The following is a 23,366-nucleotide window of genomic DNA, read 5'->3' on the forward strand; positions in this document are numbered from 1 at the left end:
TCATTCCTCCGTGGGGCTCGACGGACGCAGCGCCCGTACGGATCGGTGGTGCGCCGGCGCGGTCGCCGGGGCGGTGAGCAGGACCAGGTCGGCGCGGTGAGCCGGCGGCAGGAGGACCTCGATGCCGTCCTCCGTGGTCGGCACCTGCTCGACCGTGGCGGTCCCGGGCCGGGCGCCGTACGCGGTGCTGGGACCGGGGTACTCCGCGCCGTGCTCGGTGGTCAGCCGCACGCCGACCAGTCGCCGGCGCGCGAAGCGCGACGGTCGGACCACGACCCGCCGGGTGCGAGACGTCGAGGTGTTCACCAGCTGGACGGCGATCTCGTCCTCCTGCAGGCCCGTCACCAGGGCGGCAACGTCGGAAGGCAGGCCCGGGCGTCCGCGCTCGGGATCCTCGTAGACCACCGCCGCGAAGGGCAGCCCGCCGTTGTAGAGCACCTGCGGCGTGCCGGTGACCAGCTGGGACAGCACCTCCGTGACCACCGGGTTCACGCGCTGCCAGAAGTGCAGGTGCGCCGCGTCCGGGTCGCCGGCCGCCGCCTCGATGAGCGCCACGCGGCGGGCGACCTGCCCCAGGGCCATCGACAGCGCCCGGACCGGGTAGTCGGGCAGCTGGCCGTCCAGGAAGGCGAGCCACGGAGCCTCGTGCCCGGCCTCGGCCTTGTCCCGGAACGGCTTGACCGGGTCGTCGCTGGCCGGCAGGCCCTTGCGGACCTGGTCCAGCCGGGCGCGGTCTCCGGCATCGCGCGACCACCACCACAGCCAGGTCGGCAGCTCCAGCGGCATCGGGGCGTAGTCGAACCACCCCGAGCGGCCGTACCGGTGCGGGACCAGCAGCGCCGGCTGGTCCACCTCCGCGCCCAGGCGGGCGTTCCACTGGCCACGCAGGCTGTACGGCGTCCGGGAGACAGGTGCGGTGATGGCGTGCTCGAGCACCGTGTCGAGCACGCGCCGCGCCAGGTCCAGGTGCCGGTCGTCACCCGACACGAGCGCGGCCGCCAGGCCCGCGACGACGGTGGCCGAGCCGATCGACGGCAGGCCGTGCGGCCAGGTCCAGCCGTAGTGACCGCCGTACCAGCGGCCGTCGTGCAGGCCGCCGACGGTCCCGTCCGGGGCGACGTTGTCCGGCACCAGCCCACCGTTGGCGGCGGCCCGCTGGTGCCATCCCTCGACGTAGCGGGTCACCCAGTCGGCGGAGGCGGGGTCGTGGTCGTAGAGCCAGCTGTTGGCCACCAGTCCGGTCGAGGCGAGGTTCACTACCACGTCGCCGGCTGCGGCGCGCTGCATGGCGCGGCTCATCGCGTCGGCGTTCGCCGGATCGGCCAGGTCGGACCACGCGGCGATGCCCGGCACGTGCTCGAGCGGCAGGCCGTAGCGCTCCATGTCGGCCGGGGCGGCGTAGGGCCGCGGGGTGTCGTCCAGCCCTCGACGGGCTCCGAGCGACCCGTTGTGCGGCGCCCTGATCAGGTTGGCGACCGGGTCGTAGTTGCCGCGCTCCGGGTCGGTGTACAGCCGGGCGAACCGCCGAGCCCGGGTGGCGAACGCCTCGTCGTCGGGATCGGCCGCGCACAGCCCGTAGAAGAACAGCAGCGACTCGCCCTGGTGGAACCAGTCGTACCCGTTCTCGTACTCGTCGGTGAGCATGCCGGCCTCGGTCAGCTGGGCCGTCACACCGGTCCAGTGCCGCTTCGCGGCGGCGAGCACGTCGTCGCTGCCGCCGAGCAGGTAGAACGCCGGCCAGTTGAAGAACGGCTCGTACAGGTCGTCGACACCGTCACGGTCCGGCAGGTCGAGCTGCCCACGCAGCCGACCGTCGGGTTCGGTGAACCGGTCGGAGAACTGCCGCCAGGCGTCCTCGATCTCGGTGAACAGCCGTCGTTGCAGCACCGCCCATGCCGGGAGGCTGCTCAGGGGGGTGCCGGTGACCTGGTCCACGGCTCAGCCCTTCGTCGCCCCGGCGACCAGGCCGCCGATGATGTGGCGCTGCATGATGATGAAGAAGGCGACCACGGGCGCGATGGCCAGCAGCAGCGTGGGGAAGACGATCGTGTAGTCGGTGGAGAACTCCCCGACCGCGGCGTAGACGCCCGTGGTCACGGTGTAGATGCCCGACCGCGGCCCCAGGATGATCTGCGGGCTGACGAAGTCGTTCCAGACGCCGATCGAGTTGAGCACCACGATGGTGGCGATCACGGGCCGCATCACCGGGAACACGCAGGACCAGAAGGCCCGCATCCGGCTCGCCCCGTCCAGCGCCGCGGCCTCGTCGATCTCCCGGGGCACGGTGCGCAGGTACGCGGTGAACAGGAAGACCGTCACGGGCAGGGTGGTCGCGGTCTCGAACAGGACGAAGCCGGGGATCGTTTTGATCAGGTGCAGCACCCGCAGCACGAAGACCACCGGGATCAAGGTGACCTGTCCGGGGATGAACAGCCCGGACACGAACAGCAGGAGCAGCAGCGTGTGCTTGCGGTCGCGGCCCCGGGCGATGACGTAGGCGGCCGGCGCCGACAGCAGCAGGCAGCACACGTTGACCAGCACGACGAACAGCAGGGTGACGCCGTAGGCCGCGATCACGTTGAACTGGCTGCTGGTGATGGCGGCCCACATGTGGCTGAACGTGAAGGTGCCCGGGGAGATCGCCAACGGGTGGCGGATGATCTCCTCCTGCGGCTTGAAGGCGCTGATCACCATCACGTAGAGCGGGACGAGCATCGCCAGGGCGATCGCCCCGAGCAGCGCCCAGCGCAGCGTGGCGGCGATCGTGACGCCGAGCGTCTGGCCCCAGCGCGCGCTCGGCCGGCCGACGGGCACCGGTTCCGGCGTGGGAGCCAGCTCGCGGACCTCGTCGTCGAGTCGGGCGCTCATCACTCCGCCACCTTCTGGTCGGCGCCCCGCCGGGCGAACGTCACGGCCAGGCCGATCGCGGCGGTCACCAGCAGCAGGACCACCGACTGCGCCGCCCCGAGCCCGAGCCGCGACTGGGCGAAGGAGTCCTTGAGGATCTGGTAGACGATCGTCTGCGTGGAGCCGGCGGGTCCGCCGTCCGTCAGTGCCAGGACCACGTCGTACGCCTTGAGCAGGCCCACCAGGGTGAGCACGAGGTTCACGGTGACGACCGGAGCGATCATCGGCACCGTGATGCTGCGGAACTGGCGCCACCGGCTCGCACCGTCCATCGCAGCCGCCTCGTAGTACTCGGTGGGGACGGACTTGATGCCGGCGATGTACAGCACCATGTTGAAGCCGAAGTGGGCCCACGCGATGGTGCCGATCACCGACGCCTTGGCGAACGTCGGGTTCGTCAGGAAGGGCACGGGGCCCAGACCGATCGCCGCGAGGCTCGTGTTGACGGCCCCGTGGGGCGCCAGGAGCGCCGACCACAGGAACCCGATGATCAGCGAGCTGATGATGTACGGGTAGAAGAAGATCGTCCGCAGCACGGTGTTCGTCCGGCCGGCCCCGGAGATCAACGCTGCGACCGTGAGCCCGAGTCCGTTGCAGAGCACCGTGCCGACGACCGCGATGATCGCGGTGTACGTCGCCGCGTCGAGCGTCCGCGGGTTGCGGAACGCGAAGCGGTAGTTCTCGAAGCCGATGAAGTGGAACTCCAGGCTGTAGCCGTTCCAGTCGGTCAGGCTCAGCACGAAGGCCAGGATCATCGGGACCACGAACATCGCGATGAACACCGCGACGGCCGGCCCGGTCATGGCCACACCCGCCAGCCGGTCGGCCCACCGCACCGGACGTCGTCGGCCGGACTGCTCCGGACGGTTCACGGCCAGCGGGGCTCGTGAGGTGCTAGCGGTGGTCATGGCAGCGGCTCCGGCAGGTGGTGCGGCGGGTCTGGGGAGGGGGAGGGGGAGCGGGGGCCGCTGGTGCGACCCCCGCCCTCAGCTCACTTGGCGTTCGCCTTGAACCAGTCGTCCATGGCCTTGAGCACGTCCGACGCCGAGGTCCCGCCCAGGAGGGCCTGCGTCTGCGTGTTCAGCTCGGTGGAGTACCCGTTCGGCAGCGTGCGCTGGCCGTAACCGGCACCGGTCGGCGTGTACTGCTCGGCCGACGTGCTGGTCACGATCTGCAGCAGCTGCTTGCCCAGGTCGTTCATGTCGTACGAGTACCCGCTGCGGTAGTTGCCGTCCGCCTTGAGCTCGTTCAGCACGCTGTCGTGGTCGGTGACCAGGAACTCCACGAGCTTGGCGGCGGCGTCCTGGTGCGGCGAGGCCTTCATGATCACGTACGGGCTGGCGATGTTCGCGCCCATCGCGGGCTTGGTCGTGCCTGCGAACGCCGGTGCGGCGAAGACGCCGATGTCCGCGCCGCCGGTGGACTTGGCCTGGCTGGCGACGAACCAGCTGCCCATCGGGTACAGGGCGGACTTTCCGGCGAGGAACGCCTGCTCGGCGTCCGCGTACTTGATGCCCAGGGCGTCCTTGTTGACGTAGCCGGCGGCGATCCAGTCGGCGTACTGCTTGACCGCCTGCCCGTAGGTGCCGCTGAAGGTCAGCTCGCCCTTGCTCATGCGCTGGTACCAGCTGTCGTTCTGCGCGACGACGGTCGGCAGGGCCAGCGTCTGCAGCGCGTAGCTCGACATCCAGTCACCGCCGCTCTGGATCGGCGTCCAGCCGGCCGCCTTCAGCTTGCCGAGGTCGGCGGTGAGCTCCTCGACGGTGGTCGGGGTCTTGTCGATGCCGGCCTGCTTGAACGCCGTCTTGTTGTAGAACCACAGGCTCTGCAGCTGCATCCCGATGCCGGCCATCAGGTTCTTGCCGTCGATCTTGTACTGGTCGGCCAGCGGGCCTTCCGAGGCCCACTTGTACTTCGACAGGTCGACCAGCTGGGCCGACAGCGTGGTCGTCGGCGGCAGCGACTCCACCACGTCCGGGGGGTCGCCGGCGGCCAGGAGGCGGGGGACGGCCGCCGCGACGCCCTCCTTGCCCGGGTCCTGGATGACGACCTCGATGTCGGGGTTGGCGGCCTCGAACGGCTTGACCAGGTTGGTCCACCAGTCCTTGGTGAGGTTGGGCGTGACGTTGACCAGCAGGCTCACCTGCACCTTGCCGTGCGTGGCCTGTGCCGAGCTGGAAGACGTCGCGCAGCCCGCGAGGGCGAGCAGGGAGACCGTCATGGCGCCGATGACGGCCATGGGGCGTCTGGTGATCATCGTTGATCCTCTCGTCTCTGTGTCGTCGTCGACGTCGTCAACGTACACTAATCGATAATCGGTGACTAGTCCTGAGCAGGGTCCTGCCGGATGCGGACAGAGACGGACCGGCGGCCGGTCACGACGAGGTCGAGTCGCAGGAGACGTGCTCCCCAGACGTCGGACAGGGTCGGGTCGTCCAGCTCGCGGGGGAGGGTGCGGAAGGGCAGCTCCGCGGGCCAGTCGACGAGCAGCGGTGCCGCCTCGGTCATCGGGACGACGCGCGCCCAGCCCTGTCCGACGCGCACCCGGCCGGCCAGGAGCAGCCGCACGGTCGTCTCACGGCCTTCGTCGGTGAGCTCCCACTCGTCGTCGACGTGGACGCAGTGGCGAGAGCGGTCGAGCCCGACCGTGCGGCGCCACCGCGCCAACCCCGCCACCGGGTAGGCGGCGGCCAGGTCGAGCGTGAGTCGGCTGCCGCCCTCGTCGGTCCCGAAGACGACGCCCTCCGCACGGTGCTCGGGTCCGGGCGCCTGTGGAGTGCCGTCGATCTCCGGGACGGTGTGCCACGAGCTCTGGACCGGCCAGAGCTCCCGGCGCCGCGGACCGAAGGTCTGCGCCGTGTACGTCGGCCGGCCCGCGTCGACGACGACGGGGACGCCGTCGGAGGCGACCGTGAACGAGCCGAGGTCGTCGTGGTTGTGGCTCTCGCCGTTGTGACCGCCCTTGGCCGTGACCGTCAGGCCGCGGGCCGAGCCGGTGTGCTCGCGGGCGACCATGATCTGCCGGGACGGCAGCCAGACGTCGCGCGGCAGGGGAGGGGACGCGGGCGCAGTGGCTCGCCACACCGGATCGGTCAGGCCGCGCAGCAGTCGTCCCAGCCCCATGTCCTCGTGCAGCGGGACGTCCCGGTGGGCCGCCGCGTACGCGGTCGCCGCGTCGTCGCCGACGTGTCGTGCGGCCCGGTGCAGCTCGTGCCAGGGCTGGGTGGGCCCGCCACGGGCGCGGCCGTCGGCCACCGCCAGCCGCCAGGGACCGCCGAGGTGCATCTGATGCGGGTACCGGACGGTGGCGCGCAGGGCGGGAACCGCAGAGATGGCGTCGATGGCGCCGCCGGTGGCGTGGGTGAGCAGGTCCAGCGCCTCGAGGGCGCGCGAGGCGCCTGCCCACCAGTAGTCGTGACCTTCGTCGACGGCGCCGTCCTCGGGAAGCGCCGCCACCCATCGGTCCAGGCCGTCGACGACCTGGTCGACGACGCGGGCACGCAGCCGGACCTCGTCCGGCCGATCGAGCAGGCGCAGCGCCGCCGCGAGGACGTGGCCGTGGATCCACGGGTTCCAGTTGTTCACCGGGCGAACGGCTCGGCGCCAGGGTTCGACGTGCGGCCCGAGGAACGGGTCCACGACGCGGCGGCGGGCCTCCTGACGGATCCGGCGGCGCAGACCGGGGTACCGCTCGTCGAGCGGCGCACCGAGCAGGTGGTCGAGCCAGGCGAGCTGACCGACCACCTCGCCGGCGCCGAGGTCGAGGGTCGGGGTCCCGACGTCCGCCAGGACGGGGCCGTTCCCTGCGGTGGACAGCTCGTGCGCGGGCCAGCACCAGGAGCTCTGCTCGCACAGCAGCTGAACCCCGTCTGCCACCTCGTCCAGCCACCGGGCGTCCAGCGTGACGGCGGCGGCCACCGCGGCGCGGCTGAGTCGCCGCTGCCTGGCCAGCGCCGGTCCCTCCCAGGAGGAGCGGTCGCCGTCGCGGTGCACACGTGCCGCGGCGCTGGCGAGCGGTTGGGGCCACGGGGCACCCCGGTCCGCGTCGGCGCGTCGGACGAGGTCGTCGATCGAGCGCTGCTCGAGGCGGCCGCTGCGCGGGTCCCAGATCGCACGATCGGCGGCGGGCGCCACGTCGAGGACGTCGTCTGCAGGCCGGAGGAGCGCCGCCAGGGCGGCCGTCCGCTCGGTGGGGTGACCACCGAACGAGACGGCCGCCTCGACGACCGCGGCGAGCGGGCCGCCGGACGAGCCCCGAGCGTCGCCGGCGGCCCGCGCCACGGCGTGGCTAGCTGCGGGCACCGGCGGTCCAGGCGGGGGCGCCGTACTGGAAGGCGCCGAGGCTGGGCAACGGGTCGGTGGATCCGTCGTTCACGCCCGGGATCGGGATGGCGGCCTGCCGGGCCGGCGAGCCCGCCTGCAGCCGGTAGTCGTGCGCGGCGGCGTCGACGAACAGCGGATCACCGCTGATCAGGTTGTTCGACAGGACGAGGCCACCCTCGGTGGCCCGGTCCAGGCCGGCGATCGGTCCGATGTTGTTGAGGATCTGCGTCCCGGTCGACTGGTTCGGACCACGGACGTAGAACAGCGTCATCCCACCCGTGTTGTTGGCGACGAGGTTGTCGTGGCTGCCGCTGCCCAGCCCGTTCAGCTCGACGGTGCCCTCGTGGTTGCCCCAGCCGACGTTGTCGGTGATGCGTAGGTCGCTCTGACCGTTGTCCGCGTAGATGCCGGAGATGCCGAACGGGTACACCCCACCGGGACGCGGCGTCGGGTCGTGCAGCGCGTTGTGGTCGATCTGCGTACCCGCCATCCGCGAGGAACAGCACGTGTAAATCGCCGCGGTGTCGACGCTCAGGGTGGCGTACCCGGAGATGTCGTTGTACGAGAGGTGGTCCGCCGCCGGGGTGGTGCCCGTGACGCCGTTCCACTGCAGGTTGATGCCGCTGCGGCCCACGCGGGCGATCGTGTTGTGCTCCACCGTCTGGCTGTGACCGCGCACGGCGACCCCGGCGGCGTACGTGCCGGCGTAGTCCACGTCCGTGATCACGTTGTTTCGGGCGGTGTTGGCGTACCCCCCGAGGGAGACCCCGTTGCCGGCACTGAACTGCAGGTCGCTGTTCTCGATGGTGTTGCCGGTGCCCTCCAGGACGATCCCGGAGGTGGCCACCCCACGCGTCACGTTCTGACCGCAGTTGGTGGTGCCCTGGGTCACGTCCCAGTAGTGGCTCAGGTAGCGGCCGTCGATCCCGTCGAGGGTGACGCCCGTGCTGGTGCTCCCCGTGCGGATGGTCGAGGCGAACAGCCCGACGTCCTGGACGCGCACGTCGCTCACGGCCGTCAGGTCGAAGGCGAGGTCCCGGACCTTCGTCTCGATGCGGTGGCGGTTCGGGTTGTCGTCGCTGTACAGGTACAGCCGGTGCGCCGCGGCGTCGTAGAAGTACGAGCCGGGGTACCCGAGCTCGCCGATCTTGCCCGAGAGGCGGTACCACGTGTCCGTCGGCACCACCTTGTGCACGCAGACGGGCGCCGTGGTCAGCGTGACCGAGCCCGGCGCCGAGCTGGCGACCGTGCCGGTGGTGGTGATGTACCAGTACGACGTCAGCACGCGGGCGCCGTCCCAGTAGCCGGCCGGCCGCGTGAGCGCAGGGTCGACGATGGTCGAGCCCGCCGAACCCGCCCCGGCGCGTTCGATGGCGGGGTCCAGCAGGTCGGTGCCGGGGAACGGGTACGAGGCCTCGATGTCCATCCTGCTGTCGGTGAACACCTGGACCTCGGCCGGTGCGCTGCCGAGGTCGGCCGGCACGCTGTAGATCTTGTGGGCGGCGACGGCGGCGCTGAACAGGGTGTTCGCCGCGTACGGGTCGGCCGCGACGATCGTGGCGAGCTGCTTGTCACCGACCGGGGTGAACCCTGTCAGCCGCTGCGCACCGCTGACGACGACGTGGGCGCCGGGAGCCGCGCTGAAGGTGATCGAGGCCTCCGCCGTGCCCGAGCGCGGCGGGGTGACCGTCTCGTCGTACGTGCCCGAGCCGATCAGGCAGGTGTCGCCGGGCTGCGCCTGGTCGGCACAGGCCTGGATGGTGCGGAAGGCGGTGGACTCCGTCAGGCCGTCCGCGCCCTGGTCGGGCCCGTCGGGGGAGACCCAGTAGGTGGTGCCGCTCCCGGCCTGCTGCCCGAGGGAGGCGTCGGCGACCGCAGGTGCAGCGGCCGTGAGGGTGAGCAGGGCTGTGGCCGTCACTGCGACCGCGGTGCGCCTGCGACGGGGGGACGTGGTGCGATCGAGCATCATTGCTCCTCATCGTCGATGGACAATCGATAATCTATAGAGCGCTACTCTGGACGTCCAGACCTGCCCGCGCGCCCGTTCGTCGCCCACGTGAGAGGACCGCCCATGAGGTCGCAGACCTACGAGTGCGACGTCGTGGTCGTCGGCGGGGGACTGGCAGGTGTGTGCGCCGCGGTGGCAGCGGCACGGCTCGGCGCGTCGGTCGCGCTGGTCAACAACCGGCCCGTCCTGGGCGGCAACTCCTCCTCGGAGGTGCGGGTCTGGGTCTGCGGCGCGACGGCCCACGGCAACCAGCGGTGGGCACGCGAGAGCGGGATCGTCGGCGAGCTCTACCTGGAGAACCAGTTCCGCAACCCCGAGGGCAACCCGGTCTACTGGGACGACGTCGTGCTGGACGCGGTCCGACGCGAGCGCAACCTTCGGCTGTTCCTCAACACCGACGTGCGCGAGGTGGCCGCCTCCGGTCCGGCCGAGGACCGGCACATCGACTCGGTCACCGGCTGGACCATGGGATCGGAGCTGTCGACGCGGTTCGTCGCGCCGTTGTTCCTGGACTGCACCGGCGACGGGCTCGTCGGGCACCTCGCCGGTGCGCGATACCGCCTGGGCAAGGAGGCGCGTTCCGAGTTCGACGAGGACTGGGCGCCGGTGCAGGGCCGCCGGGAGTTCCTCGGGTCGACCCTGCTCTTCTACACCAAGGACGTCGGCCACCCGGTCAAGTACGTCGCCCCCGAGTCCGCGATCGACATCGGCGCCACCCCGATCCCGGTGTCACGTGTGATCAGCGCCGGCGACTCCGGCGCCCGTTACTGGTGGATCGAGTGGGGCGGCGAGCTCGACTTGGTCGACGACAACGAACGCATCCGGGACGAGCTGCGCGGCGTGATCCTCGGGATCTGGGACCACATCAAGAACTCGGGCCAGTTCGACGCGGACCACCTGACGCTCGAGTGGATCGGCAACGTCCCGGGCAAGCGCGAGTACCGGCGGTTCGTCGGCGACCACACGCTCACGCAGAACGACATCCTCGAGCAGCGCCGCTTCCCGGACACCGTCGCCTTCGGCGGCTGGTCGATCGACCTGCACCCGGTCGCGGGCATGTACGACCCGGGCGCCGGGGCGAAGCAGCGGTTCAGCGACGGGATCTTCGAGATCCCCTACCGCTGCCTCTACTCCACCAACGTGTCGAACATGCTGATGGCGGGCCGCGACGTGTCCGCCACGCACATCGCGTTCGGTGCGACCCGCGTCATGGCGACCTGCGGGGCGATGGGCGAGGCCGCGGGAACCGCGGCCGCTCTGTGCGTACGGCACGGACTCACGCCTCGACAGCTGGGCCAGGACCATCTGGCCGCGCTCCAGCAGACGCTCCTCCGCCAGGACGCTCCCGTCGTCGGCGTACCGAACGAGGACCCGGACGACCTGGCGCGCACCGCTCAGGTCTCCGCCTCCAGCACCTACGACGTGCTCGGCGTCGACCGCACCGACGCAGGGGAGCCGGCCGGCACCGACACCAGGCCGCACCGGCTGACGGCCGACGTGGGGATCGTCGTGCCCGTCGAGCCGCGCCTGGAGTGGGTCGACCTCTACGTGGCGGCGTCCGCTCCGACGACGCTGACGGTGGAGGTCTGGTCGACGGGCAAGCCGCAGAACGTCGTCCCCGTCGCGCTGGAGGCAACCGCGCAGGTCGCTGTCCCGGGCGGCGACCTGCCGACGTGGGTGCGCGTGCCGGCCACCTTCGAGCCGGACGTGCCCCAGAACGCGATCGTCGTGCTGCGCGCCAACCCCGACGTCTCCGTGTTCACCAGCGCAGGCCTGCCCCCGGGGGTCCTGACACTGGTGCACGGATCGGACTCCGAGGACCCCAACGTCGACGTGCAGGGCGGCCTTCTGCTGGCATGGCCCAGCAGGCCGCTGCGCGGCCGCACCGTCTGCTTCGGCGCCGGGCCCCGGTCCCGTGCGCTCGGTGCCCACCACGCGACGGCCGGCTACCAGCGCCCGTACGGCGGCCCGCAGATGTGGGCGTCCCGACCGATGCGCGCCGGCGCCGAGGAGTGGCTCGAGCTCAGCTGGCGGGCGCCCGTGCAGCCGCGCGAGGTGCGCATCGTCTTCGACGACGACGTCGACCTGGAGCTCAACACGCTGCACCACCACCGCTCCCCGGACGAGGTCCTCCCGCAGCTCGTGCGTGCCTACCGGCTGGAGGCGCTGCCGCACGATCGCGGGGCGGCGGACTCGGCCGCGTCGCGGGGTGCTTGGGTGACCGTGGCGGAGGAGAGTGCGAACCGGTGGCGCCAACGAGTGCACCCTCTGGTGGACGTCGGGCCGATCAGCGCGTTGCGGCTGGTGGTGTCGCAGACCAACGGCGTGCCAGAGGCGCGAGTGGTGCAGCTCCGCGTGCAGCGCTGATCCAGGGGCTCGGCGACACGGCAGGAGAACAGCCGGTTCGGACGGAAGGAGCGACATGCGGATCGCGGTGTTCTCCACCTGCGTGGTGGATGCGATGTTCCCGGGTGCGGGGGTGGCGACGGTGCGGCTGCTGGAGCGGCTGGGTCACCAGGTCGACGTGCCCGCGGGGCAGGCGTGCTGCGGTCAGATGCATGTGAACTCCGGGTACGGGCCGGAGGCGGTGCCGGTGATCGCCAACCACGTGCGGGCGTTCGCCCCGGTGCTGGAGGGGCGGTGGGACGCGGTGGTGGCCCCGTCGGGGTCGTGCGTGGGCTCGATCCGGCACCAGCAGGAGTGGGTGCTGCGCCGGGCCGGGCGGGACGGGTTGGCCGACGACGCGGCCGCGGTGGCGGCCCACACCTACGAGCTGTCGCAGCTGCTGGTCGATGTCCTCGGGGTGACGGATGTCGGGGCGTGGTTCGGCCACACGGTGACGTATCACCCGACGTGCCACTCGATGCGGATCTTGCGGGTGGGGGACCGGCCGCTGCAGCTGCTGCGGGCGGTGGACGGGTTGGACCTGGTGGACCTGCCGGAGGCGGACCAGTGCTGCGGGTTCGGCGGGACGTTCGCGTTGAAGAACTCCGAGACGTCCTCGGCGATGGTGGCCGACAAGGCCGCGGCGATCGCCTCGACCGGGGCGCAGGTGGTGACGGCGGGGGACTGGTCGTGCCTGATGAACATCGACGGGGCGTTGCGCCGTCGCCGTGCGTCGACCCGGGCGGCGCACCTGGCGGAGATCTTGGTCTCGACCCGAGAGCACCCGTGGCGGCCACGTCGTGATCCCGCTCGCGGGCCCGGAGTCGGGCGCGTCCTTCGACGGTCGCGTCCCACCGACGCCGGGGTCGTCGGCGGCGCACCCGAGGGGGCCACCCGATGACCGCCGTCCCGCTCGGGCTGCCGACGGTGCGCCCGCAGCCGGCCGTGCCACCGCAGGACCCGCTGCGGTGGGGGCCGACGTTCCCGACCGCCGCGCACGGCACCTTGGCGGACGGACAGCTGCGGGCGAACCTGCGCAAGGCCACGCACACCATCCGGGACAAGCGGCTGGCGGTCACGGCCGAGCTGCCGGACTGGGAGGCGCTGCGCGACGCCGGCGCGGGCCGCAAGGCCGACGCGATGGCCCGCCTCGGGCAGCTGCTGGTGCAGCTGGAGCAGAACGTGACCGCCCGGGGTGGCCGGGTGCACTGGGCGCGGGACGGCGCCGAGGCCAACGCGATCGTCACCGCCCTGGTCCAGGCCACCGGAGCCAGGGAGGTGGTGAAGGTCAAGTCGATGGTCACCCAGGAGATCGGCCTGGGCGAGCACCTGGCCGCCCACGGCATTCAGGCCACCGAGACGGACCTGGCCGAGCTGATCGTGCAGCTGGCCGGCGACCAGCCCAGTCACATCCTGGTGCCGGCGATCCACCGCAACCGCGAGCAGATCCGGACCATCTTCACCGAGCACATGGGCGACGCACCGGCTGACCTCACGTCGGACCCGGCGGCGTTGGCCGAGGCGGCCCGGGCGCACCTGCGCGCCCGCTTCCTGCGCGCGAAGGTGGCGATCTCCGGGGCGAACCTGGCGATCGCCGAGACGGGCACCGTGGCCGTGGTGGAGTCCGAGGGCAACGGGCGCATGTGCCTGACCCTGCCGAACACGCTGATCACGGTGATGGGCATCGAGAAGGTCCTGCCGTCGTTCGCGGACCTGGAGGTGTTCCTGCAGCTGCTGCCGCGGTCCTCGACCGGGGAGCGGATGAACCCGTACACGACCATGTGGACCGGCGTCACCCCGGGGGACGGGCCGGCCGAGTTCCACCTGGTGCTGCTGGACGACGGGCGCACCCGGGCGCTGGCCGACGAGGTGGGTCGCACGGCGTTGCACTGCATCCGCTGCTCGGCCTGCCTGAACGTGTGCCCGGTCTACGAACGCGTCGGCGGGCACGCCTACGGGTCGGTCTACCCCGGACCCATCGGGGCGATCCTCACCCCCCAGCTGCGGGGCCTGGGCCACGACACCCGCGACCCGCACGACCCGACCGCGACCCTCCCGTTCGCGTCCTCGCTGTGCGGGGCGTGCTACGACGCCTGCCCGGTCAAGATCGACATCCCCACCGCCCTGGTCCACCTGCGCGAACGCGCCACGCACCCCGACGGGCACCTGGCCCCCACCGCCACCGCGGGCGTCATGCTCGCCGCCGCCGCCGCGATGAGCTCAGGGCGACGCTTCGCCCTGGCCGGCCGGGCCGCCGCCCTGGCCGGACGACTCACCGGCGGACGACCCATCCGCCACCTGCCCTGGCCCGGGTCCCTGTGGACCGCCACCCGCGACCTACCCGGCCTGCCGCGCGCGACGTTCCGCGACCTGTGGGCACGGCGGACCCGACGCGCCGCCGCACGAGGGGAGCGGCCATGAACGCCCGTGACGAGGTCCTGGCCCGCATCACCGCCGCCAACCGGACCGCCCCACCACCGCCCGCCGTCCCGCGGGACTACCGGCACAGCACCAACACCCCGGCCGGCAGCCGCGCCGCCGTCGACCTGCTCGCCGAGCGGCTGCGCGACTACCGCGCCACCGTGCAGACGTGCAGGCCCGCCGAGCTCCCGGCAGCCATCGCCACCGCCCTGACCGGCAGCGCCAGCGTCGTCGTCCCCACCGGCCTGGACCCCACCTGGACGACCGCTCTGACCGGCATCCAGATCCGCCCCGACGACCCACCGCTGAGCCACGCCGACCTCGACCGGACCGACGCCGTCCTGACCGCCTGTCGCGTCGCCATCGCCGAGACCGGCACCATCGTTCTCGACGGCGCCCCGGACCAAGGCCGCCGCGCCCTGACCCTGCTGCCCGACCGGCACGTCTGCATCGTCCGCACCGACCAGATCGTCGGCTCCGTCCCCGAAGCCGTCACCATCCTCGCCCGGCAACCGCACCGGCCCCTCACCTGGATCTCCGGACCCTCCGCCACCAGCGACATCGAGCTCGTCCGCGTCCAAGGCGTCCACGGACCCCGCGACCTGCGCGTCATCCTCGTCACCGGCGGCTGACCGTCGGCGCGGCAGAGAGCACGTGCACCGACCGCCCAGGGTGCCGTCCTCGCCTCGAGATTGGTTGTCGATTATCGATTGACAACCAATCGGATCATCGGTTCACTGGGTAGCAACCCGACGACGGCGACGCCGTCCTGGGCGTCCGGCGATCGTGAGTCGAAGGGGATCAGCGTTGTCGTCATCCGCCGGCTCGAGCGCCGTGGCGACACGACAGGACCTCTGTGCCTTCGCCGACCGGCTTCTCGCCGCCGTTCGGCCGTACGCCTCGCCGTCCCACGCCCGCATCACCTTGCCGGGTCCCGAAGGGGGCTTCGGCCGGGCAGTCGACGGACTGGAAGGCTTCGCCCGGACCTTCCTCCTCGCAGGCTTCAGGCTGACCGGCGAGCACGGAGACGACCCGACGAACCTCGCCGAGTGGTACGCGACCGGACTCGACGGCGGCTCGAGCCGTGGGGCGGCCGACCGGTGGGTGCGGCTGAGCGAGCATCCACAGGCCAAGGTGGAGGCGGCGTCCCTGGCGCTGGTTCTCGACATGACGCGACCGTGGATCTGGGACCGCCTCTCGGCACGGGTGCAGGAGCAGCTGGTCGACTACCTGACCCCCGCGGTCGGCGACGACACCTACCCACCGACCAACTGGCTGTGGTTCCGGCTCGTCGTGCAGACCTTCCTCCGGTCGGTCGGCGGACCGTTCGACCTGGCCGAGATGCAGGCCGACCTCGACACCCACGACTCGCTCGCCCGCGAGGACGGGTGGCTTGCGGACGGCCCTGAGCGATCCTTCGACCACTACGCCGGCTGGGCGCTGCACCTGTACCCGACGCTGTGGTCGCGCATGTCCGGAGCCGCGGACCTCGCCGGGCCACGTCTCACCCGGGACGTGGCCGCCCTCGACAGGTTCCTGCTCGACGCCATCGCACTGGTCGGAGGCGACGGCAGCCCGCTGATCCAGGGGCGCAGCCTCGTCTACCGCTTCGCCGCGGCGGCCCCGTTCTGGGTGGGTGCCCTCGCGGATGTCCCCTCCACCTCGGCCGGCGGGCTCCGTACCGCGGCACTGGCGGTCGTCGGCCACTTCCTGGGCCACGGCGTCCCGGACGAACGCGGACTGCTGACTCTCGGCTGGTTCGACCCCTGGCCGACGCTTGCCCAGTCGTACTCCGGACCCAGCTCGCCGTACTGGGCCAGCAAGGGCCTGCTCGGACTGGCGATGCCGGTCGACCACCCGGTGTGGACCTCCGTCTCCGAACCGCTGCCGGTCGAGCGTGCGGACGGGCTCCGGATCGTTCGCGCACCGGGCTGGTTGGTGAGCGGGACGCAGGCGGACGGCGTGATCCGGGTGGTCAACCACGGCACGGACCACGCCATGGAGGGGGCGCGCGTCGGCGACTCCCCGCTGTACACGCGCCTCGGCTACTCCACCGCCACCAGCCCGCTGCTCGACCACCACGCCTGGTCTGATCCCGTGGACCAGTCCGCCGTGCTCCTGGACGCTCGCGGACGCAGCTCGCATCGTGCGGGGATGCGCACCCTTGCCCTCGAGGTGACCGGTGCGAGCGCGCAGGCCGGACACGTGGCCACGGCACGTCACCCGTCGCGGACAGCGGCACCTGAGATCGCCTACGGAGCATCGGTCGCCGACGTGCGGTGGCTGGACGCGGGCTCCGAGCAGGACGGGGCGGGCTCCGGATGGACCGGCACGCCGACACCGGCAGGGCGTCTGACGGTCCACTCGGTGGTCCGGGGCCCGTGGGAGGTGCGTGTCGTCGAGGTCGCGGAGCAAGCACCGGCCGCGGTCGCCCTTCGGGTCGGTGGCTGGCCGGTGGCCGGTGACGAGCCCGTCGCCTCGACGTCGGCCACGACGGCGACGGCGCGCACCGAACGGCTGGAGTCGCGCATCGACCTGCTCGTGGGGGACGGCACCCTGGACGTGGTCCGGCTGAACGACGCCAGCCCGCTGGGGCCCGTCGCACTCGTGCCCGTCATGGAGCTCCGCCCGGTCCCGTCCGGGCCGGTCGTCGCCCTCGTCACCCTCGGCGGAAGCACGTCGGCCGCCTCGACGCCCCCGCGCGCCGAGCTCCGTTGCGAGCCCGCCGCCGGGTGCAGCTCGATGTCGCTCGACGTCACGTGGCCCGACGGCGCACGCACCACGACCCACCTCTCGCACGACGGTGGTGGCCACCCGACGCCGTCGTGCACCGCACCACCAGGGCGCACGCGCGCCGGGAACGGGATGCCGCGATGACCGCACCAGGTACGACGCCGGGCCCCGAGGGCTCGGCACGGGCCACGGCCGCACTGAGGGCCCTCGAGACGGTGCACGCCGGTCTCACCGCCTTCGCCGGCTGGTGGCCTTCGGACACGACGACCGACGGCCGCTACCGCCCCCGCGCGGCGGCGGCGGGTCAGCCGATCGGATCGAACACCGGGTGGACCACGAGCTTCTGGTCCGGCCAGCTGTGGCTCGCCTGGCAGCTGACCGGTGACCCGAGGTTCCGCGACGCAGGCCTGCACCAGGTCGCGGACTTCGCGCAGCGGCTCGAGGCGGCCGTCGACGTCGACATGCACGACCTCGGCTTCCTGTACTCCCTCGGCTGCGTGCTGCCGTGGCGGCTGACGGGCACGGAACCGGGACGCGCCGCGGGCCTGGCAGCGGCCGACCACCTGATGGCGCGCGTGCTGCCGTCGGCGGGCATCGTGCAGGCGTGGGGTGATGCGTCGGACCCGACGCAGCGGGGGCGGACGATCATCGACTCGTTGATGAACATGCCCTTGCTGTACTGGGCGAGCGAGCAGACCGGTGACCCGCGGTACGCGCAGGCTGCGCACCGTCACACCGGGCAGCTGCGGGACCACATCGTCCGGTCCGACGGGACCACGTTCCACACCTTCCACTGGGACCCGGTGACGGGCGAGCCCCTGCACGGCACCACGCAGCAAGGCCTCGCCGACGACTCCTGCTGGGCTCGGGGACAGGCGTGGGGCATCTACGGCTTCGCGCTGGCCTACCGGCACACCGGGGACCAGACCTTCCTCGCGGCCTCTGCACGGTGCGCGGACGCCTTCGTCGACCGGCTGCCGGAGGATCACGTGCCGTACTGGGACCTCGCCTTCGGCACCGGCTCCGACCAGCCCCGGGACAGCTCCGCCGGTGCGATCGCGGTCGGTGGGCTGCTGGAGCTGGCCGCGTCGAGCGGTCCCGGTGCCGCGCCCGAGGCCCGGCGACGGGCGGCCGACGCGCTGCTCGACGCCCTCGTCCAGGACTGTGCTGCCCCTCCGGGAGTCGCCGGCGGACCACTCCTGGCCCACGGCGTGTACGACATGCGCAGCGGAACAGGGGTCGACGAGGGCAACCTGTGGGGGGACTACTTCTACCTCGAGGCGCTGACCCGCCAAGCCCTGCCCGAGTGGGTGTCCCCGTGGTGACGGCTCGACGACGTTCGCGCGGGCCGGCGCCGGACCGCGCGAACGGTGGCGCGAGCGCAGCGCCCGTCATCTGACCCGTCCCCGCTACGTCCCCACGCCCGTCCGGGTGCACGAAGAGACAGGAGCACCGCATGTCGTTCACTCGGCTCTGGAGCACACATCCGCAGGAGATCGCCTCGCTCGACGGAGAGCACCTGCGAGACAGGTTCGTCCTGTCCGGGCTGTTCACGGCGGGAGAGGTGTCCTGGGGGTACGCGCACGACGACCGGATCCTGGTCGGGGGTCTGAGCGTGGACGGCGGCCCGGGAGTGGCGCTGGCGGCCCCCGCCGAGCTGGCGGCCGAGCACCTGCTGGAGCGTCGTGAGCTGGCCGTGGTCGGCCTGGGCGGGTCGGTGCGCGTGGACGGCGACGGGGAGGCGTGGACGGTGGGGGCGCAGGACGTGCTCTACCTGCCGATGGGCACCCGCGAGGTGACCGTGTCCGGCTCAGGCCGCGTGTACCTCGTCTCCACCCCCGCGCACCGGCGGACGACCCCCGCGTTGGCGTCCCGCGACGAGGTGGTCGCGGTGGAGCTCGGGTCGGCCGAGCAGTCCAACCACCGCACCATCCGCAAGTACGTGCACGCTGACGGCGTCGAGTCGAACCAGCTGGTGCTGGGCATCACCACGCTCGAGCCGGGCAGCGTGTGGAACACCATGCCCCCGCACGTGCACCACCGCCGCACCGAGGTCTACCTGTACGACGGGCTCGGGCCGGACGTGGCCGTGCACCTGATGGGCGAGCCGGGTCGGACCCGCCAGCTGCTGCTGCACGACGGGGACGTGGTCGTCTCCCCGCCGTGGTCCGTGCACTGCGCCTCGGCCACGAGCGCCTACTCCTTCGTGTGGGCGATGGCAGGGGAGAACACCGACTACGCCGACGTGGTGACCATCGACCCGCGGGACCTGCGATGAGCCCGGCAACCGACGACGCCGCTCGGCCGACGACCACCTCGATCCTGGAGGCGTTCTCCCTGGGCGGGAAGGTGGCCCTGGTCACCGGCTCCAGCCGCGGCCTGGGCCAGGGCATCGCCCTCGCGCTCGCCCAGGCCGGCGCGGACATCGTGCTGGTGGACCGCAGCCCGGCGCAGGGCACCGCGGAGCTGGTGCGCGCCACCGGCCGGACCGTCACCCAGCTCACCTGCGACCTGTCCACCGCCACCCCGGATGACCTGACCGCCGTGGTCGAGCAGGCCGCGGCCGTCCACGGGCACCTGGACGTGCTGGTGAACAACGCCGGCACGATCTCCCGGGCCCCGGCCCTGCAGGTCACCGAGGCCGACTGGGACCGCGTGCTGCAGGTCGACCTCACGGCCGTGTTCTTCCTCGCCCAGGCCGCCGCTCGGGCCATGGCCGCCCAGGGCACCGGCAAGATCATCAACCTCGCCTCGATGCTGTCCTACCAAGGCGGGCTGCACGTACCCGCCTACACCGCCGCCAAGCACGCCGTCGCCGGCCTGACCCGCGCCCTGGCCAACGAATGGGCTCCCCTCGGGATCAACGTCAACGCGATCGCCCCCGGCTACTTCGCGACCGACAACACCGCACCCCTGCGTGCCGACGCCGACCGGTCGGCGACCATCCTCTCCCGCGTCCCTGCCGGACGTTGGGGAGCTCCGGTCGACCTGCAGGGCGCCGCGGTGTACCTCGCCTCGTCCGCCTCCGACTACGTCCACGGCACCGTCCTGGCGGTCGACGGCGGCTGGCTCGCCAGCTGACCACCCGCCACACGGACCTCGACGTACCGACCAGGGAAGGACCGCAGATGACCCCGGAGCCGATCGGCGCCGTCGATCGCCGCATCGAGGGCCCCCACGGCTCGATCGCGGTGCGCGTGTACAGCGGCTCGGCACCGCGGTACGGACTCGTCTGGGCCCACGGAGGCGCGTTCGTCGCCGGTGACCTCGACATGCCTGAGAGCGACTGGGTCGCCCGGCAGATCGCATCCGACGGTGCCGTCGTCGTGGCCGTCGACTACCGCCTCGCACGCTCACCTGAGTGGTCCGACAGGTGGGGGAGCGGCCGATCCGTCGGGCACCACTTCCCCGTCGCGTCGGAGGAGGTCTCCACGGCCTTCCGATGGGCCGTGCGCGCCCACCTGGGGCCGGCGACCTGGTTCCTCGGGGGCGCCAGTGCCGGTGCCAACCTCGCGACGGGCGCGACGCTCCGCCTTCGAGACCGCGGCGGACCTGTGCCGGCCGGGCTGGTGCTGGCGTACCCCCTGGTCCACGCCGAGCTGCCTCCCATGTCACCCGATCTGGCGGCCGTGTACGCGACGGTCCCGGAGGAGAAGCGGTTCTCTCCCGAGACCGTCCTCGCCCTGAACCTGAACTACGTCGACGACCCCGCCGACCTCGGCCACCCGTATGCGTTCCCGGGCGGCCACGACCTCGCCGGGCTCCCGACGACGCTGATCGTCAACTCGGACCTCGACAGCCTGCGCGCCTCCGGTGAACGCTTCGCCGGGGAGCTCGCGCTCGCCGGTGTCGACGTCACGGTGGTCCGCGAGCCGGGCACCTGGCACGGGCACCTCAACGACCCTGACGGCGACGGGGCCGACCGGAGCATCCGACGGATACGGCGCTGGCTCGCCTGGAGCTGCGGGACCGACTGAGGGGTCGGTCTCGGGTCTCCGGCAGCGCCTCGGCGCTCCGCACACCGTCGGTGCCGCGCCGCTCGGTCCCGCCGTAGCTCAACGGAACGGCCTGACCCGGAGCTGTGCGTGGGTCACGTCTCCTGTGCCGGCACCGTCGCGGCGGGCTGGTTGCGCAGGGCGCGGAGCGCGGCGCGTTCGGTGAGCCAGCCGACGACGGTGCGGTCGGCGCCGTCGAGCACCGGTACGGCTGCCGTGCCGCTGGAGTCGAGTGCTTCGAGGCCGGTCGACAGTGTCGCGTCCTGGTCGAGGTCCGAGGGCAGCTCGATGACGTCGCCGAGGGGTCGGTCGTCGTGCTGACCATCGGCCAGGGCGTCGGCCACGGCGCGCGAGGTCACCACCCCGAGGTAGGTGCCGTCGGCTGCGACGACCGGGAGCACACCGTCCCGTGAGCGGGACAGGACCCGAGCCGCGTCGCTGAGCACGGTGGTGCGGTGCAGCGGCTGCGGTACGGGCGACATCACCCGTCGTACCTCCTGCGCCTCGGCGCCCGGCGCCGCGGTGGGCGCGGTGAGGTCCACCCCACGGCGGCGCAGCTTGAGCGTGTAGATGGTGTCCGGCGAGAGGCGACGGCTGAGGCCGCTCGCGAGCACGATCCCGGCCATCAGCGGAAGGATGATGCTGTACTCGCCGGTGAGCTCGAACATGATGATCACGGCGGTGATCGGTGCCCGTGCCGCGCCGGCGAAGACGGCGCCCATCCCGATGAGCCCGTAGGCGCCGATCGGCCCCGCAGTCGCCGGTGCGACGGCGTGCATCACCTCGCCGAAGGCCGAGCCGAGCATCGCGCCGATGAACAGGCTGGGGGCGAAGACGCCTCCCGAGCCGCCGATCCCGATGGTCAGGCTGGTGGCGACCATCTTGCCGACCAGCAGCAGCAGCAGGAACCCGATGCCGTACCCGCCGGCGACGCCGGCGCTGAGCACCGGGTATCCCACCCCGTACATCTGCGGAAGAAGCAGCAGCAGGCCCCCGAGCGCGAGGCCTCCGACGGCCGGCCGGAGCCACTCCGGCCCGCGCCAGACCGCGTCGCACAGGTCCTCGATCGCGTAGAGCACCCGGGTGAACAGCACGCCCGCTCCGCCCCCGAGGAGACCGAGCAGGACGAAGAGCAGGTACTCGGAGGAGTGCGCGACCGTGAAGGGCGGCAGGGTCATGAAGGGGGCGTCACCCAGGGCAGCGCGGCCGATCACGCTTGCGGTCACCGAGGCGAGCACCACCATGCCGAACGACTGGGCGGCGAAGTCCACGAGGATCAGCTCCATCGCGAAGAACACGCCCGCCAGAGGAGCGTTGAACGTCGCCGCGATGCCGCCCGCCGCTCCGCACGCGACCAGGACCTTCATCCGCGGTTCCGCCACCTTGACGATCCGGCCCACGGTGGATCCCAGTGCGGCTCCGATCTGCACGATCGGACCTTCGCGCCCGACCGACCCCCCTCCGCCGATGCACAACGCCGATGCCAACGCCTTGACTGCGGCCACCTGCGGCGCGATCCGCCCCCCGCGACGCGCAACGGCGTACATGACCTCCGGCACGCCGTGGCCGCGGGCTTCCCGCGCGAAGAAGTGCACGAGCGGGCCGTACAGCAGTCCTGCCAGTACCGGCGCTCCGACGACGAACCAACGTCCGAGACCAGGCAGCAGCGGGTGCGCGGCGCCGGGGGTGGCGGCGTAGTCGGGATGACCGGACAGCGCCAGGGTGAAGGTGCGGATCAGCCAACGGAAGACGATCGCGCCACCACCCGCGCCGGCGCCGACGAGCAGGGCGAGGGAGACGAGGCCCCAGCTGGAGGACCTGAGCAACGAGGCGAACCGGGGGCGACCCGAGGGCAACGCAAGCACGACGCCGAGACGCCGCGCCCCTGCTCCCGGTGCGCTGGCGGGAGGGGCGGCGGTGACGTCCGGCATGAGTTGCAGTGTGCAATAGTTGCGTCGGCTCAGGCAAGTCGACGCTGGAGCAGGTCGATGCCGGGAGCCGTCTGTAGGGTGGCTGAGCACCGGCGAGAGGAGCGTGCTGTGGCCGAGACGGACGGGGCGCCCGCCCGGGCCGACGACGGCGGCGCCGAGCAGCTCGTGTCGGCGTCCCGCCGCGGTGACGAGGTCGACGCCCTGGTCGGCGCGCTGCTGACCGCGTCGCGAGCGCTGGTCGGCGTCTCGGCCCGGTCGCTGGCGGAGATCGAGGAGACGGTCACGCTCACCCAGTTCCGCACGCTGGTCGTGCTGGAGAGCCGCGGTCCGTGCCGGCTCAACCAGCTCGCCGACAGGCTGGGCGTCAGCCCGTCCAGCGCGCTGCGGACCGTCGACCGACTCATCAGGGCCGGGTTCGTCGCGCGCGCCGAGAACGACGCCGACCGCCGGGAGGTGCGGATCTCGGCCACGGCCGCAGGCTCTGCGCTGGTCCAGGCGGTCACCCGGGCCCGCCGGGCGGAGATCGCCACCATCGTCGCGGCGATGCCGTCGGAACGCCGGCTCGAGGTCGTCGCAGCGCTGCACGCGTTCGCCGACGCTGCCGGCGAACCGCAGGCCGAGCAACCCGTCGGCCTGCTGGGCTGGTGACCTCGTGCGATCCCG

Annotated in this window: 17 protein-coding genes; 10 read left to right on the forward strand and 7 right to left on the reverse strand. The window is 72.3% G+C overall.

Annotation, left to right across the window (positions count from 1 at the left end):
• The 6 genes from N0B34_RS07465 to N0B34_RS07490 form a co-directional block, all read right to left on the reverse strand.
• Positions 1–1,935 (reverse strand): hypothetical protein, encoded by a 1,935-nt coding sequence (locus N0B34_RS07465; protein ID WP_263730724.1) that lies wholly within the window; start codon positions 1,933–1,935, stop codon positions 1–3.
• 3 nt (positions 1,936–1,938) lie between these two features.
• Entirely contained in the window at positions 1,939–2,868 is a 930-nt protein-coding gene (locus N0B34_RS07470; RefSeq protein ID WP_263730725.1) for a carbohydrate ABC transporter permease, read from the reverse strand.
• A complete protein-coding gene (locus N0B34_RS07475) occupies positions 2,868–3,815 on the reverse strand; it encodes a carbohydrate ABC transporter permease (protein ID WP_263730726.1) in 948 nt (315 codons plus the stop codon). The genes N0B34_RS07470 and N0B34_RS07475 overlap by 1 nt, the downstream gene beginning before the upstream one ends.
• Before the next feature lie 83 nt (positions 3,816–3,898).
• Positions 3,899–5,164 (reverse strand): ABC transporter substrate-binding protein, encoded by a 1,266-nt coding sequence (locus tag N0B34_RS07480; RefSeq protein ID WP_263730727.1) that lies wholly within the window; start codon positions 5,162–5,164, stop codon positions 3,899–3,901.
• A gap of 65 nt (positions 5,165–5,229) precedes the next feature.
• Positions 5,230–7,209, reverse strand: coding sequence for a heparinase II/III-family protein (locus tag N0B34_RS07485; RefSeq protein WP_263730728.1), 1,980 nt, complete (start codon positions 7,207–7,209; stop codon positions 5,230–5,232).
• Positions 7,196–9,196 (reverse strand): right-handed parallel beta-helix repeat-containing protein, encoded by a 2,001-nt coding sequence (locus tag N0B34_RS07490; protein WP_263730729.1) that lies wholly within the window; start codon positions 9,194–9,196, stop codon positions 7,196–7,198. The genes N0B34_RS07485 and N0B34_RS07490 overlap by 14 nt, the downstream gene beginning before the upstream one ends.
• Before the next feature lie 105 nt (positions 9,197–9,301).
• On the opposite strand from N0B34_RS07490, the gene N0B34_RS07495 reads away from it, so the two are divergent.
• The 9 genes from N0B34_RS07495 to N0B34_RS07535 all read left to right on the forward strand — a co-directional run bounded on the left by N0B34_RS07495 (position 9,302) and on the right by N0B34_RS07535 (position 20,754).
• A complete protein-coding gene (locus N0B34_RS07495) occupies positions 9,302–11,605 on the forward strand; it encodes an FAD-dependent oxidoreductase (RefSeq protein ID WP_263730730.1) in 2,304 nt (767 codons plus the stop codon).
• Positions 11,606–11,660: 55 nt separating this feature from the next.
• Positions 11,661–12,524, forward strand: coding sequence for a (Fe-S)-binding protein (locus tag N0B34_RS07500; protein WP_263730731.1), 864 nt, complete (start codon positions 11,661–11,663; stop codon positions 12,522–12,524).
• Complete coding sequence (locus N0B34_RS07505; RefSeq protein WP_263730732.1) at positions 12,521–14,044, forward strand: lactate utilization protein B; 1,524 nt, start codon at positions 12,521–12,523, stop codon at positions 14,042–14,044. Before N0B34_RS07500 ends, N0B34_RS07505 begins: the two co-directional genes overlap by 4 nt.
• The gene (locus N0B34_RS07510; protein ID WP_263730733.1) at positions 14,041–14,676 is read left to right on the forward strand and encodes a LutC/YkgG family protein; all 636 of its coding nucleotides are present in this window, start codon (positions 14,041–14,043) and stop codon (positions 14,674–14,676) included. The genes N0B34_RS07505 and N0B34_RS07510 overlap by 4 nt, the downstream gene beginning before the upstream one ends.
• A gap of 202 nt (positions 14,677–14,878) precedes the next feature.
• On the forward strand, positions 14,879–16,921 hold the full coding sequence (locus N0B34_RS07515) for a DUF2264 domain-containing protein (protein ID WP_263730734.1): 2,043 nt from the start codon (positions 14,879–14,881) through the stop codon (positions 16,919–16,921).
• Entirely contained in the window at positions 16,918–18,102 is a 1,185-nt protein-coding gene (locus tag N0B34_RS07520) for a glycoside hydrolase family 88 protein (protein WP_263730735.1), read from the forward strand. The genes N0B34_RS07515 and N0B34_RS07520 overlap by 4 nt, the downstream gene beginning before the upstream one ends.
• Positions 18,103–18,233: 131 nt before the next feature.
• Positions 18,234–19,055 (forward strand): 5-dehydro-4-deoxy-D-glucuronate isomerase, encoded by an 822-nt coding sequence (kduI, locus tag N0B34_RS07525; protein ID WP_263730736.1) that lies wholly within the window; start codon positions 18,234–18,236, stop codon positions 19,053–19,055.
• The gene (kduD, locus tag N0B34_RS07530; protein ID WP_318529968.1) at positions 19,052–19,858 is read left to right on the forward strand and encodes a 2-dehydro-3-deoxy-D-gluconate 5-dehydrogenase KduD; all 807 of its coding nucleotides are present in this window, start codon (positions 19,052–19,054) and stop codon (positions 19,856–19,858) included. Before kduI ends, kduD begins: the two co-directional genes overlap by 4 nt.
• Positions 19,859–19,905: 47 nt before the next feature.
• Entirely contained in the window at positions 19,906–20,754 is an 849-nt protein-coding gene (locus N0B34_RS07535) for an alpha/beta hydrolase (RefSeq protein ID WP_263730737.1), read from the forward strand.
• A gap of 113 nt (positions 20,755–20,867) precedes the next feature.
• On the opposite strand, the gene N0B34_RS07540 is transcribed toward N0B34_RS07535, so the two are convergent.
• Positions 20,868–22,703: a chloride channel protein gene (locus N0B34_RS07540; protein ID WP_263730738.1), complete on the reverse strand. Its 1,836-nt coding sequence runs from the start codon at positions 22,701–22,703 to the stop codon at positions 20,868–20,870.
• A gap of 108 nt (positions 22,704–22,811) precedes the next feature.
• Between N0B34_RS07540 and N0B34_RS07545 the strand changes: the two genes are divergently transcribed.
• Complete coding sequence (locus tag N0B34_RS07545; protein ID WP_263730739.1) at positions 22,812–23,351, forward strand: MarR family winged helix-turn-helix transcriptional regulator; 540 nt, start codon at positions 22,812–22,814, stop codon at positions 23,349–23,351.
• The last annotated feature ends 15 nt before the right edge of the window (positions 23,352–23,366 follow it).

It is taken from the genome of Cellulomonas sp. SG140 (assembly GCF_025770785.1).
GTDB lineage: Bacteria > Actinomycetota > Actinomycetes > Actinomycetales > Cellulomonadaceae > Cellulomonas.